This window comes from Comamonas sp. SY3 (assembly GCF_041730275.1).
Classification (GTDB): domain Bacteria; phylum Pseudomonadota; class Gammaproteobacteria; order Burkholderiales; family Burkholderiaceae_C; genus Comamonas; species Comamonas sediminis.
Window position 1 is genome coordinate 1 of record NZ_JBGTYN010000018.1, and the last position, 12,508, is coordinate 12,508.

Consider the following 12,508-nt stretch of genomic DNA (forward strand, 5'->3'; position numbering starts at 1 on the left):
CGGCCTGGTGGCTGACCTGTTCGACGCCGTGCCCGAGATGGCCAGCAAGCTGTAAATAACGTGCCTGCCACCACACCACACTGCAACAGCATCCTGCTGAGCTTGGATGTGGTGGGCAGCGTGGTGGCAGACAGCAGCATCTGAAGAAGGCATCCCCTGGCGGGATGCCTTTTTTGTCTGCGCAGCGCACCCCTAAACCACAAGCAACGATAAGACGAGGAGACAACGATGAGCTACAAGGCACCAGTCAAGGACATGCTGTTTGCAATGGAGCACCTGGCCCGTATCGACCAGGTGGCACAGATTCCCGGTTTTGAAGAAGCAGGGCTGGAGACGGCACAGGCCGTGCTGGAGGAATGTGCACGCTTCAACGAAGAGGTGGTGGCGCCGCTGAATGTGGTGGGTGACCTGCAGCCCTCAACCTGGAAGGATGGCCAGGTCAGCACCACGGCAGGATTCAAGGACGCCTTTGCGCAGTATGTGCAAGGCGGCTGGCAGGGCCTGCAGCACCCGGTGAATGCCGGCGGCCAGGGCTTGCCCAAGACGATTGGCGCAGCCTGTGTCGAGATGCTCAACAGCGCCAACATGAGCTTTGCGCTCTGCCCCTTGCTGACCGATGGCGCGATCGAGGCCTTGCTGACGGCTGGCAGCGATGCGCTGAAAACGACCTACCTGGACAAGCTGGTCTCCGGCCAGTGGACCGGCACGATGAATCTGACCGAGCCCCAGGCCGGCTCGGACCTGGCGCTGGTGCGCACGCGCGCCGAGCGGCAGGGCGATGGCAGCTACAAGGTCTTTGGCACCAAGATCTTCATCACCTATGGTGAGCACGACATGGCCGAGAACATCGTGCACCTGGTGCTGGCCCGGGTGGCCGGTGCGCCCGAAGGCGTCAAGGGCATCAGCCTGTTCGTGGTGCCCAAGTTCCTCGTCAATGCCGATGGCGCACTCGGTGCGCGCAACGATGTGCACTGCGTCAGCATCGAGCACAAACTGGGCATCAAGGCATCGCCCACCTGTGTGCTGCAGTATGGCGACCACGGGGGGGCCACCGGCTTTTTGGTGGGCGAGGAAAACCGGGGCCTGGAGTACATGTTCATCATGATGAACGCGGCCCGCTATGCGGTCGGTCTGCAGGGCGTGGCCATTGCCGAGCGGGCCTACCAGCAGGCCGCCGCCTTTGCCAAGGAGCGTGTGCAAAGCCGCCCGGTCGATGGCAGCGTGGCCGGCAGCGCCACTATCATCCACCACCCCGATGTGCGCCGCATGCTGATGACGATGCGCGCCTATACCGAAGGCTGCCGCGCGATGGCGTTGACGGCCGCTGCGGCTTTTGATGCCGCCCATGCCCATCCCGATGCGCAGGTGCGCCAGGACAACCAGGCTTTCTATGAGTTCATGGTGCCGCTGATCAAGGGCTACAGCACCGAGATGAGCCAGGAGGTCACCAGCCTGGGCGTGCAGGTGCACGGCGGCATGGGTTTTATCGAGGAGACGGGTGCGGCCCAGCACTACCGCGACGCCAAGATTTTGACCATCTATGAAGGCACTACGGCCATCCAGGCCAATGACCTGGTGGGCCGCAAAACGGCCCGCGATGGCGGTCAGGCCGCGCGGGGCATCGCCAGCCAGATCGAGCAGACCGAGCAGGCGCTGAAGGCCGGCAGTTCAGCCGCAGCCCAGGCCTTTGCACGTGCGCTGGCGCAGGCACGGCAGGACTTTTTGGCAGTCGTCGATTACGTGGTCGCCGGCAGCAAGACTGCGCCCAACGATGTGTTTGCGGCCAGCGTGCCGTACCTGATGCTGGCGGGCAATCTGGTGGCCGGCTGGCAAATGGGCCGGGCCTTGCTGGCGGCCGAGCAGCAGCTCAGCCAGGGCGCGGGCGACCAGGCTTTCCTCGAAGCCAAGGTGACAACCGCGCATTTCTATGCCACGCATATTTTGGTAAAAACCTCCGCATTGCGCGAAGAAGTGCTGCACGGTGCGGCCCCGGTGATGGCGCTGCCGCAGGACAGTTTCTGAGCACCATGCCCCCCATCTGAAGTGCCCCGGCGCCTTGGCCAAGGCGCCGGGGGTCTGCGCCGCCCTAACCGCGCAGAAGGCTTTAGCCATTTGAAGGAGACCTTGTATGTCCAAGCTTCCCGGCGCGTTGCAGAACGTGCCTTTTCCGGTCATCGGCTCGCCGCTGTTCATTGTCAGCAACCCGCAGTTGCTGATCGCCCAGTGCAAGGCCGGTATTGTCGGCTCCATGCCCGCGCTCAATGCCCGCCCGGCCGAGCAGCTCGATGACTGGCTGGCCGAAATCACCGAAACCCTGGCTGCTCACAACCGCGCCCACCCTGACCAGCCCGCCGCACCGTTTGCGATCAACCAGATCGTGCACCGGACCAATGAGCGCCTGGAGCATGACATGGCGCTGTGCGAAAAGTACAAGGTGCCCATTTTGATCACCTCGCTGGGCGCGCGCGAGGACGTGTTCCAGGCGGCCCATTCCTGGGGCGGCGTGGTGATGCACGACATCATCAACAACAGCTTTGCACACAAGGCCATCGACAAGGGCGCCGATGGCCTGATCGCCGTGGCCGCTGGTGCCGGTGGCCATGCGGGCATCAAGAGCCCGTTTGCGCTGGTGCAGGAAATCCGTGAATGGTTTGACGGCCCGCTGGCGCTGTCGGGCAGCATTGCGCATGGGCGCGCCGTGCTGGCTGCCCAGGCCATGGGCGCCGACTTTGCCTATATCGGCTCGGCCTTCATCGCCACCGACGAGGCGCGCGCGGTGGAAGAGTACAAGCAGATGATCGTCAGCTCCAACTCGGACGACATCGTCTACAGCAACCTTTTTACCGGCGTGCATGGCAACTACCTGAGCCCGTCGATCCGTGCGGCCGGCATGGACCCGGACAACCTGCCGGTCTCCGACCCCAGCTCGATGAGCTTTGGCAAGGACCGCAAGGCCTGGAAAGACATATGGGGCAGTGGCCAGGGCATTGGCGCTGTCAAGCAGGTGGTGCCCGCCGCCGAGCTGGTGGCCCGGCTCAAGCGCGAGTACTTCGAAGCCCGCGATGCGCTGCTGGCTGGCGGCCCAAGCCGCGTACCTGCCGCTGCGCAAGCGGCGTAACGCGCAGATACCAACACCGGCCGCCGGGGCTGAACTTTGGCCCTGCGGCGCTGTCGAACCGCGTTTGACAGCTACGGTGTGATGCGATGGTGAATCTGTTTTTTGCCCCAGGGCCTGCCCCGCTGCTGCCGCGCCGCCATTGCCTGGCATGGGCTGCAGCGGCCATGGTCGTAGGGACCGGCCTTGCGGCCAGCGTGGCGCAGGCGGCCGATGCCCCACTGCCCGCCGGTGCGCGCAGCATCAGCATCAGCCAGGCGCAGCTGCAGCAGGCGGTCGCGGCCAAGTTTCCGCTGGCCCGCTCCTGGCAGGGCATGGTCGTCATCCAGCTGCAAAAGCCCAAGGTGGAGCTGCTGGCGCAGAGCAACAGCCTGCGTGCCGCCTTCGATATCTGGGTGACCGAAAAACTGATGGGCAATGAATACCCCGGCCAGATGACTCTGGACTTTGGCCTGGCCTTCCACGATGCCGATGCCAGCATCCGTCTGCACAATGTGCGCGTGCAGCAGTTGCAGATGCAGGGCGTGCCTGCCGCCTACCAGGGCATGTTCCAGACCTATGCCCCCCGCCTGGCCGAGCAGGTGCTGCAGGGCCTGCTGGTCTATGAGCTCCCGGCCAGCCAGCGCATGCTGCTGCAAGGCCTGGGGTATACGGTCGAGCGCATGGAGGTGCAGGAGCAAGGCCTGCGCATCGTGCTGGCGCCCAAGACGGCTGCGGCCGCGCCCACGCGTTAAGCTAGCGTGTAGGGGTAACAGGCAGGCAGGCCCGGCGCCAGCTGCGCCATCAGCACCCGGGCTTGCGGCGCCAGCTCCAGCCCCTGGTCTTGCGCCGCTTCCAGCTGGGCCATCAGATCGGCCAGTTGCAGCCATTGCCCGGCATCGATGCCCAGCAGCCGGGGCAGGGCATCAGGGCCGGCAGCGTAGTCCAAAAAGGCGACAGTCTGCTGCTGGTCACGGCTCAACAGCCAGGCGTCGCCGGTGCCAGAACAGGCAAACACCCACCAATCCTGGCCCAGGTTCGCCAACGGGGCATCGCGCCCCCAGGTTTCTTCGGCGGCTTCGAGGTGGTCCAGCAGCACGAAATCACCGGCAATCTCGGTGCGGGGCAGGCCATGGCCGGGCATCAGCGCAGGCCAGCCCGTGCCGGGCCAGAGCCGCTCGGCAATGGCGGCCGGAGTTTGCAGCGCCAGCATTTCAGTCGTTGCCTTCCTTGCGGGCGGGCGATTTGCCGGTCAGGCGGTCCTTGATGGTCAGCACCCGGGTGACGGCGCTGCCCATACCCATCAGCTGCAAGGCGGTGTCGGGGTTGAGGCGCTGCACATCGTCAAACCAGGTCATCAGCTTGTCGATCAGGTCGTACATCTCCTGCATTCGCTGCTGGGCGTATTGCTCGTCGGCCGAATGGGTTTCCTGCAGCAGGGCGGAGCGCAGCATCGACTGGGTGGGTTCGATCTCGCGGCGGCGGCGCTCCTCGGCCAGGGTGCGGAAGATTTCCCAGACATCGGCCGGCGCTTCAAAGTACTCGCGCCGGTCACCCGGCTGGTGGCGCATGTGTACCAGGCGCCAGGATTGCAGCTCCTTCAAGCCCATGCTGACATTGGAGCGCGAGAACGACAGGCCCTCGGCAATCTCGTCGGCATTGATGGGCTGGGGCGACAGAAAGATCAGCGCGTAGATCTGTCCTACCGTGCGGTTGATGCCCCAGCGGCTGCCCATTTCGCCAAAATGTGACACGAATTGGCGGGTGAGCTCGGGCAGCGGCGTTGGGGCTTGTTTCATGGCGCTGATTATCGGTTTTTTCTGGAAAAGCTGAAACGCCAGGCTGCCATGGCCCGGCGCTTGCTATAGCCGCTTTGTAAAGACGGCAGTTTTCGGTCTATCAGCGGGGCCGCCCCGTCAACGGCAGCGGATACAACGGCGTTACACATGGAGTGGCACTGCGCGCGCGGTGCCACACCTTTGTCAGAACATTGCCAAACTGCGCCGCGATGGCATGCCCATGGCGGATCAGCTGGCCAGAGACTATCTTGCCTACCACCACAACCCATAACAAACGAAATCTGTGGCTGGACATGACCAAAGGGGCTTGCTGTGCTGCCATCGTCTGGCACCACCTGGCTTTCTATGGCCCGATGTCGGATGTTGCAGCACAAGTCACCCCCGGCATCATCGAGTGGCTGGCGGAATATGCGCGCATCGCCGTGCAGATTTTCCTGGTCATGGGTGGCTTTCTGTCGGCCGCCAGCCTGGCACCCCAAGGCGTGGCCCGCTTTGGCAGCCCGCTGGCCAAGATCGGCCAGCGCGCGCTGCGCCTGCTGGCGCCTTATTCCGTCGCGCTGTTGCTGGCGGTGCTTATCGCAGCGCTGGTGCGGCCCTGGTTTGCCCATGAATCCGTACCCGCCGAGCCGACCTGGCAGCAGTTGATCGCCAATGCGCTGATGCTGCAGGACATCAGCGGTGAAGATGCGCTATCGGCAGGCGTCTGGTATGTTGCCATCGACTTCCAGCTGTTTGCGGCGGTGACGCTGCTGTTCGCATTCAGCCGCCGCTGGCCGCGCCAGTGGCTGGGCCTGCAACTGGGCCAGTGGGTGGTTCTGGCGATGACGGCGCTGTCGCTGCTGGTGCTCAACCGCCACAGTGAGCTGGACATGTGGTTTGTCTACTTTATCGGCGCCTATGGCATGGGCATGCTGGCCTTCTGGGGCAGCCAAAGTGCCAAGCCCTGGTCCTGGACGGCCGCATTGCTGGCACTGGGCCTGCTGTCATTGGAGGTGGATTTCCGCCTGCGCATCGCGGTGGCCCTGTGTGGCGCCGTGGCACTGCTGTGGTTGATGCGTGTGCCTTCGGACAGCCGCCTGGTCGATTGGCTGGGCCGCCAGGCCCCCGTGCGTTGGCTGCAGTCGCTGGGCCAAATGGGTTACTCGGTGTTTCTGGTGCACTTTTCGATCGTGGTGCTGTGCAACGCGGTGGTCTCGCATGTCTGGCCGAGCCAGCCCTGGCTGAACTGGCTGGGCATGGGCCTGGCCTTTGCGCTGTCGCTGCTGGCCGGGCGCGCGCTCTACCTGGGTGTCGAGGCGCGCACGCCCAGCCTGCGTTCGGTGGCCCGCTGGGAGCTGGGCCTGGTCGGTGCCGGCCTGCTGGTCAGTCTGGTCGGCGCGCGCTTGTCGATGTAGGGATTGCTAGCGGTGCAGATCGCCAGCCCGCTCGGGCTGGTAGCTGATGCCGGTCACGCGCACCGTCATGGTTTTTCCGCCCACCGATGGCCAGGCCAGTTCATTGCCAATCGACAGGCCCAGCAGTGCACTGCCCACCGGTGCGAATACCGAAATCTTGCTGCTGGTGTCGTCCAGGTCCTTGGGGTAGACCAGGGTCAGCTGGAACTGCTTGCCCGATTCGGCAATATCGAAGTTCACCGTGGAGTTCATCGTCACCACATCCGGTGGGATATCGGCCGGCTCCACGATATCGGCACGGGCAATCTCGGCCTCCAGATCCGCCTTGCCAGGGAAGGCACTGGCTGGCATCGCTTCCAGCAGTGCTTCCAAGCGGTCCACATCCAGGGATGACAGGATGAGTTGGGGTTTGCGAGACATGAAAACTTCCTCCGGAGTATGTAATCCCCGAATGTAGGCCATGCCCCATTTCGCACCAAAACGGTGCGAATAGCCCTGGTTTTCTCGGCGCTTGCACGGCCGCTCCGGATCGCGCACAATGCATGGAAAAACTGTATATAAAAACAGTTACCATGCCTGCCCGCCATCCCTCCACCAATACCTTGAACGCTGCCGCGCGGGAAGACCCGCAGGCGCTGCAGCGCTGCGCGGACGAGCTGGATGGGCCTGTGCCAGTGCGCGTGCCGCTGCCGGTGGCCCGCAAGGGGCGGGGCGCAGTAGGCGCCCCCCGCCACCGCTTTGCCAGCGATGTGCGGGAATGGGCCGACGATGGCTGGACCCCATCCACCGCTGCGGCGCCTGTTGCAGGCGATGCAGACCAGCATCTGGAAGAAGGCGCCTGGTGGCAGCAGGACGCCGAAAGCCTGCCGACCCAGGTGCATGAGGAGCGGGCCCGCAGCGCGATTCAGAAAAATGACTCGCCCGATATCTTCTTTGATCACTCGGTCAATCCCTACCGGGGCTGCGAGCATGGCTGCATCTACTGCTATGCCCGGCCGTACCACAGCTACCTGAATCTCTCGCCCGGGCTGGATTTTGAAACCCAACTGTTTGCCAAGACCAATATTGCCCAGGTGCTGAAGGCTGAGATCAGCCGCCCGCGCTACCAGCCTGCCTCGCTCAATATCGGCTCCGCCACCGACTGCTACCAGCCGATCGAGCGTGAGCTGGGGCTGACGCGGCAGCTGATCGAGGTGCTCAGCCAGGCCGAGCATCCGTTCTCGCTGATCACCAAGAGCAGCGCCGTGGAGCGTGATACCGACCTGATTGCTGCAGCGGCGCGCAAGAACGCGGCGGCGGTCTACATCACCATCACCAGCCTGGATCCGCAGCTCACCCGCCTGCTCGAGCCACGGGCAGCGGCCCCCCACCGGCGGCTGCGCACGATACGCCGGCTGACCGAGGCGGGCATCCCGGTGGGCGTGAGTGTGGCGCCGCACATTCCGTTTTTGACCGAGGACATGGAGGAGGTGCTGGCTGCCGCGCGCGAGGCCGGTGCCAGCACCGCCTTCTACACCGTGCTGCGCCTGCCCTGGGAGCTCAATGGCGTTTTCCAGCAGTGGCTGCAGGCCCACTACCCGCAGCGCGCCGCCCGGGTGATGCAGCGGGTGCGCGACCTGCACCAGATCAGTGAGGCCGACCGGCTGCGCGGCAAGAGCTATGACAGCCAGTCGTTCAGCCGCATGAAGGGCCAGGGCCTGTGGGCCGACCTGGTGCGCCAGCGCTTTGTGCGTGCCTGCGCGCAGCTGGGCTATGGGCGCGAGCGGCTGGAGATGGACTGGCGCGGTTTTGAGGCCTGGCGGGCCCGGCAGTTGCTGGTGCCCCGGCAAGCGGGCGCCGCGCAGGCACCACACCCGGGGCAGGGAAACCTGTTTTAGCCGCGCTTTCGTGCAGCAGCGCCATGGACTGGCTGCGCTGTCGCAACGCTTGCAGGCGCAGAGGCTGACGCCAGGTGCGCCACTGTTGCGGGCGGCGCAGAGCCCTTGCAGCTGGCAAAAATGTCCAGATCGGGCTGGTGCAGCGCGGTCTGCACATCGGTCAGGCCCAGCATCGAGTGGAACAGGTTGTCGTGGCTGATGCGGGCGGTGGCCACCGCTTGCTGCAGGCAAGTGGTGCGCATGCCCATGCGCTGCTGCATCGCGGGCGACAGCCAGGTGATCCAGGGCACACGCTTTTGCACATCGGGCGCGACGGAGTAGGGCAGGCCGTGCAGATAGAGGTTGTTCTCGCCCAGCGATTCGCCATGGTCGGCCACATACATCATCGCGGTGGGCTGGCGCTGGCCCTTGCTGGCGAGCCAGCCGATCAGGCCGCCCAGCATGCGGTCGGTGGCGACGACGCTGTTGTCATAGGCGTTGACCAGCGATGCGCGGTCGCAGGACTGCAGATTGACGTTATTGCACTCGGGGCTGAAACGCTTGTCCTCGCCCAGCGAGCGCTTGAAGTAGGCCGGGCCATGGCTGCCCATCTGGTGCAGCACCAGGACTACGCCCTTGGCGCGTTGCTCGGCGGGCAGCGCATTGATGCGCTCGTCCAGTCCTTCGAGCAAGGCCATGTCCACGCACTCGCCGTCCTGGCAGAGCGCCTTGCGGGCGGCGGCGGGCAGGTCGTTTTCGGTATTGGCGTTGTGCACGCGGATGCAGACGCCCTTGCAGCCCGATTGGTTCTCCACCCACAGCACGGCCAGGCCGGCGCGCTGCAAGACATCGAGCAGGTTTTCATAGGACTTGTCGCTGTTCTGGCTGCTGCGCCCCAGGTGGGAGAACATGCAGGGCACCGACACGGCGGTGCTGGTGCCACAGGACCAGGCATTGGTGGCGACTGCCAGATCGTCGCGCGCAGACAGCAAAGGCGTGGTCGGCCGGTCATAGCCATTAACGGCAAAATTGCCCGCACGCCCTGTCTCGCCGACCACCAGTGCATAGATCGGAAACGTGGTCTGGCCCGCATAGCTGGCGCCGAGCTTGGCGTCTTCGCCAATCGGGTAGAGGGTCGTGTCGCGGTGGTGGATTTGCTGGGCCACCAGGTTGCCTGCGGCATAGACGGTCGACAGCGGGTTCATCATGTAGCGCAGGTTGGTGTGGTTGCGCATGGCCGACGAGATGGGTCTGAAGCCTGCCATCACGACGACGACCATCGCCAGCACGGCCAGCAGCACCATGCCCAGCTGCTGGAGCACCGGGCGCCAGCCATGGTGCCGGGGCAGGGTCTGGCGCCAGATCCACCAGGTGGGGGGAATGGCGATGGCGCCGACGGTCACAAACAGGCTCCAGTGCAGCAGGTCCGCCGCTTCCTTGACGTCGGTCTGCAGCACATTGGTGAGCATCGATGCATCAATGGCGATGCCATAGTTCAGCATGAAGCAGGCCGCAAAGGCGGAGATCCAGCACAGCGCGGCCATCACCGGCTTGGCCGCACGGCCCCAGCTGATCAGGGTCAGCAACGCCCAGCAGGCGCATGCAATGGCCAGGCCCAGACTCGCTCCCAATACCCACTGCTGGGCGCTGCTCAGGCCTTCGGCCTGCGATATCGCTTTCCACAAAGCCAGGTTGCCTACGCTGGCCAGCCACAGGCTGACAACCAGGCTCCACAGCCACACGGGCCGCGCCGGCTGGTGGGGGGTGGTGGTGGCCAGGTCAGCGCTGAAGGGCAGGTCGGCCGGATGGGGCGGGAATGCCGCCGTGCCGGCGGCCTTGCCTGTGGAAGTGATAAACCGGGCAAAGAAATTCATCCCGCCATCGTCGGCGCGCCAGCTTAACAAGCGATTAATGCGTCAGCAGGCGTAAAAAAACCCGCCTAGCGGGTTTCCAAGGGGTTGCGGCGCAGTGCCAGGCGGCCATGGGCTGCCTGGCTGCGTCCCATCAACGCTGGGCGATAGGCTTGACGTCGCGCACCACCGAGCCGGTGTACAGCTGGCGTGGACGGCCAATCTTGTACTCGGGATCGGCCATCTGCTCGTTGAGCTGGGCGATCCAGCCGACGGTACGGGCCAGTGCGAAGATGCCGGTGAACAGCTTGACGGGGATGCCGATGGCGCGCTGCACGATGCCCGAGTAGAAGTCGACGTTCGGGTACAGCTTGCGCGAGACGAAGTAGTCGTCTTCCAGCGCGATCTTCTCGACCTGCTTGGCCAGTGCGAACAGCGGATCGTTTTCCAGGCCCAGCTCGGCCAGGATCTCGTTGCAGGTTTCCTGCATCAGCTTGGCACGTGGGTCGTAGTTCTTGTAGACGCGGTGGCCAAAGCCCATCAGCTTGACGCCGCTGGACTTGTCCTTGACCTGCTCCATGAACTCACCGACCTTGGCGATGCCGCCATTGGCCTGGATGCTTTCGAGCATGTTCAGACAGGCTTCGTTGGCGCCGCCGTGGGCAGGGCCCCACAGGCAGGCAACACCAGCGGAGATGGCGGCAAACGGGTTGGTGCCCGAGGAGCCGCACAGGCGCACGGTCGAGGTCGACGCGTTCTGCTCGTGGTCTGCGTGCAGGATGAAGATGCGGTCGAGCGCGCGCTCCACCACAGGGTTCACCACATAGTCTTCGCAAGGGTTGCCAAACATCATGCGCATGAAGTTGCCTGCATAGGACAGGTCGTTCTTCGGGTACATGTAAGGCTGGCCCGTGCCGTACTTGTAGGCCATGGCCACCAGCGTGGGCAGCTTGGCGATCAGGCGGATCGCAGCGATGTTGCGGTGCTCAGGGTTGGTGATGTCGGTGCTGTCATGGTAGAAGGCCGACATGCCGCCCACCAGGCCCGTCAGAACGGCCATCGGGTGCGCATCGCGGCGGAATCCACGCAGGAAGAACTGCATCTGCTCGTTGACCATCGTGTGCTTGGTCACCGTGTCTTCGAACTCGGCCTTCTGCGTTGCATTGGGCAGCTCGCCGTACAGCAGCAGGTAGCAGGTTTCGAGATAGTTGCAGTTCTTGGCCAGCTGCTCGATCGGGTAGCCGCGGTACAGCAGCTCGCCCTTGTCACCATCGATATAGGTGATGGCCGACTGGCAGGCAGCCGTCGAGAGGAAACCGGGGTCGTACGTGAACATGCCGGTCTGCGCGTACAGCTTGCGGATGTCGATGACATCCGGGCCGATCGAGCCCTGGTAGACGGGAAGGTCTACGCTTGCTGCGCCGTTGCTAAACGATAGCGTGGCTTTGTTGTCTGCTAGTTTCATAAAACTGGTTCCTTCTCGAGTTAGTCCGCAAGAGATGCGCGTGGTTTTCGGCTGCGCAGCATCTCCAGCACTTCATGAACATCTGGCGTGTCGAGGTCGCCTGTTGGTTCCTTGCGCTTGAGCAGCAAGTCCAGCAGGTCGTTGTCCGACAGGTTCATCAAAGTGGTCAGCCCTTGCGCCTGGCGGACATTCAGGCTTGCTCCGTATGTGCGGAAGAACTGCTCGACGAAGATGTCGTTCTCCACCAGCCCTCGGCGGCTGCGCCAGCGCAGCAGGTCGCGTGCACGTTCATCCAGCAGTTCGTTTTCCATCATTGCTCAATCTGGTTCTTACACCGCACGGCGAACCATCAGTTCCTTGATCTTGCCAATCGCCTTCGTGGGGTTGAGGTGCTTGGGGCACACGTCCACGCAGTTCATGATGGTGTGGCAGCGGAACAGACGGTAGGGGTCTTCCAGGTTGTCCAGGCGCTCACCGGTATGGTCATCGCGGCTGTCGGCGATGAAGCGGTAGGCCTGCAGCAGACCGGCAGGGCCCACGAACTTGTCGGGGTTCCACCAGAACGATGGGCAGCTGGTCGAGCAGCTGGCGCACAGAATGCACTCGTACAGGCCGTTGAGCTCTTCGCGCTCTTCGGGCGACTGCAGGCGCTCCTTCTCGTTGGCGACAAAGCTGTCGGCCATCAGGTAGGGCTTGATCGAGTGGTATTGCTTGAAGAACTGGGTCATGTCCACGATCAGGTCGCGGATGACCGGCAGACCGGGCAGAGGCTTCAAGACGATGTCACCCTTGAGGGTGTTCATGTTCGTCAGGCACGCCAGGCCGTTCTTGCCGTTGATGTTCATCGCGTCCGAACCGCAGACGCCTTCGCGGCAGGAGCGGCGGAAGGAGATCGACGGATCGAGTTCCTTGAGCTTGACCAGTGCGTCCAGCAGCATGCGCTCGTGACCGTCGAGTTCCACCTCCACGGACTGCATGTAGGGCTTGGCATCTTTATCGGGATCGTAGCGATAGATTTTGAAAGTACGCTTCATTTTGGGATGTTCTTTC

12 protein-coding genes are annotated in these 12,508 nt (G+C 63.9%); 5 read left to right on the plus strand and 7 right to left on the minus strand.

Translation table 11 applies throughout. The features are described 5' to 3' along the window. Positions 1–228 precede the first annotated feature (228 nt). The 3 genes from ACCQ08_RS18990 (at position 229) to ACCQ08_RS19000 (ending at position 3,849) form a co-directional block, all read left to right on the plus strand. On the plus strand, positions 229–2,022 hold the full coding sequence (locus ACCQ08_RS18990) for an acyl-CoA dehydrogenase (protein ID WP_373450660.1): 1,794 nt from the start codon (positions 229–231) through the stop codon (positions 2,020–2,022). Positions 2,023–2,128: 106 nt separating this feature from the next. Continuing rightward, positions 2,129–3,118, plus strand: a complete 990-nt coding sequence (locus ACCQ08_RS18995) for a nitronate monooxygenase family protein (RefSeq protein WP_239808948.1) — start codon at positions 2,129–2,131, stop codon at positions 3,116–3,118. An 86-nt stretch (positions 3,119–3,204) separates the two neighbouring features. Continuing rightward, the gene (locus ACCQ08_RS19000; protein WP_373450661.1) at positions 3,205–3,849 is read left to right on the plus strand and encodes a hypothetical protein; all 645 of its coding nucleotides are present in this window, start codon (positions 3,205–3,207) and stop codon (positions 3,847–3,849) included. Here ACCQ08_RS19000 and ACCQ08_RS19005 read toward each other — a convergent pair. After that, positions 3,846–4,307: a hypothetical protein gene (locus tag ACCQ08_RS19005; RefSeq protein WP_373450662.1), complete on the minus strand. Its 462-nt coding sequence runs from the start codon at positions 4,305–4,307 to the stop codon at positions 3,846–3,848. The genes ACCQ08_RS19000 and ACCQ08_RS19005 overlap by 4 nt on opposite strands. A gap of 1 nt (position 4,308) precedes the next feature. Continuing rightward, entirely contained in the window at positions 4,309–4,893 is a 585-nt protein-coding gene (locus ACCQ08_RS19010) for a GbsR/MarR family transcriptional regulator (RefSeq protein WP_239808945.1), read from the minus strand. A 209-nt stretch (positions 4,894–5,102) separates the two neighbouring features. Here ACCQ08_RS19010 and ACCQ08_RS19015 point away from each other — a divergent pair, with 209 nt between their 5' ends. Further along, positions 5,103–6,287, plus strand: a complete 1,185-nt coding sequence (locus ACCQ08_RS19015; RefSeq protein WP_312807647.1) for an acyltransferase — start codon at positions 5,103–5,105, stop codon at positions 6,285–6,287. Between the two features lie 6 nt (positions 6,288–6,293). Here the strand turns inward: ACCQ08_RS19015 and rnk are convergent, their stop codons facing one another. Next, positions 6,294–6,707: a nucleoside diphosphate kinase regulator gene (gene rnk / locus ACCQ08_RS19020; RefSeq protein WP_239808943.1), complete on the minus strand. Its 414-nt coding sequence runs from the start codon at positions 6,705–6,707 to the stop codon at positions 6,294–6,296. Positions 6,708–6,973: 266 nt separating this feature from the next. Between rnk and ACCQ08_RS19025 the strand changes: the two genes are divergently transcribed. After that, positions 6,974–8,164, plus strand: a complete 1,191-nt coding sequence (locus tag ACCQ08_RS19025) for a PA0069 family radical SAM protein (protein WP_373450729.1) — start codon at positions 6,974–6,976, stop codon at positions 8,162–8,164. On the opposite strand, the gene ACCQ08_RS19030 is transcribed toward ACCQ08_RS19025, so the two are convergent. The 4 genes from ACCQ08_RS19030 to ACCQ08_RS19045 all read right to left on the minus strand — a co-directional run bounded on the left by ACCQ08_RS19030 (position 8,161) and on the right by ACCQ08_RS19045 (position 12,492). Further along, complete coding sequence (locus ACCQ08_RS19030; protein ID WP_373450663.1) at positions 8,161–10,017, minus strand: phosphoethanolamine transferase; 1,857 nt, start codon at positions 10,015–10,017, stop codon at positions 8,161–8,163. The two genes, ACCQ08_RS19025 and ACCQ08_RS19030, sit on opposite strands and share 4 nt — an antisense overlap. Positions 10,018–10,147: 130 nt before the next feature. Continuing rightward, positions 10,148–11,458: a citrate synthase gene (locus tag ACCQ08_RS19035; RefSeq protein WP_239808941.1), complete on the minus strand. Its 1,311-nt coding sequence runs from the start codon at positions 11,456–11,458 to the stop codon at positions 10,148–10,150. Positions 11,459–11,478: 20 nt separating this feature from the next. Further along, entirely contained in the window at positions 11,479–11,772 is a 294-nt protein-coding gene (locus ACCQ08_RS19040) for a succinate dehydrogenase assembly factor 2 (protein ID WP_312415061.1), read from the minus strand. Between the two features lie 15 nt (positions 11,773–11,787). Then, positions 11,788–12,492, minus strand: a complete 705-nt coding sequence (locus ACCQ08_RS19045; RefSeq protein WP_239808939.1) for a succinate dehydrogenase iron-sulfur subunit — start codon at positions 12,490–12,492, stop codon at positions 11,788–11,790. Between the last annotated feature and the right edge of the window lie 16 nt (positions 12,493–12,508).

Excerpts from the sequence above, each read along its gene's own strand:
- ACCQ08_RS18990 (WP_373450660.1), top strand. The coding sequence starts at position 229 with ATGAGCTACAAGGCACCAGTCAAGGACATGCTGTTTGCAATGGAGCAC.
- ACCQ08_RS18995 (WP_239808948.1), top strand. The coding sequence starts at position 2,129 with ATGTCCAAGCTTCCCGGCGCGTTGCAGAACGTGCCTTTTCCGGTCATC.
- ACCQ08_RS19000 (WP_373450661.1), top strand. The coding sequence starts at position 3,205 with ATGGTGAATCTGTTTTTTGCCCCAGGGCCTGCCCCGCTGCTGCCGCGC.
- ACCQ08_RS19005 (WP_373450662.1), bottom strand. The coding sequence starts at position 4,307 with ATGCTGGCGCTGCAAACTCCGGCCGCCATTGCCGAGCGGCTCTGGCCC.
- ACCQ08_RS19010 (WP_239808945.1), bottom strand. The coding sequence starts at position 4,893 with ATGAAACAAGCCCCAACGCCGCTGCCCGAGCTCACCCGCCAATTCGTG.
- ACCQ08_RS19015 (WP_312807647.1), top strand. The coding sequence starts at position 5,103 with ATGGCATGCCCATGGCGGATCAGCTGGCCAGAGACTATCTTGCCTACC.
- rnk (WP_239808943.1), bottom strand. The coding sequence starts at position 6,707 with ATGTCTCGCAAACCCCAACTCATCCTGTCATCCCTGGATGTGGACCGC.
- ACCQ08_RS19030 (WP_373450663.1), bottom strand. The coding sequence starts at position 10,017 with ATGAATTTCTTTGCCCGGTTTATCACTTCCACAGGCAAGGCCGCCGGC.
- ACCQ08_RS19035 (WP_239808941.1), bottom strand. The coding sequence starts at position 11,458 with ATGAAACTAGCAGACAACAAAGCCACGCTATCGTTTAGCAACGGCGCA.
- ACCQ08_RS19040 (WP_312415061.1), bottom strand. The coding sequence starts at position 11,772 with ATGATGGAAAACGAACTGCTGGATGAACGTGCACGCGACCTGCTGCGC.
- ACCQ08_RS19045 (WP_239808939.1), bottom strand. The coding sequence starts at position 12,492 with ATGAAGCGTACTTTCAAAATCTATCGCTACGATCCCGATAAAGATGCC.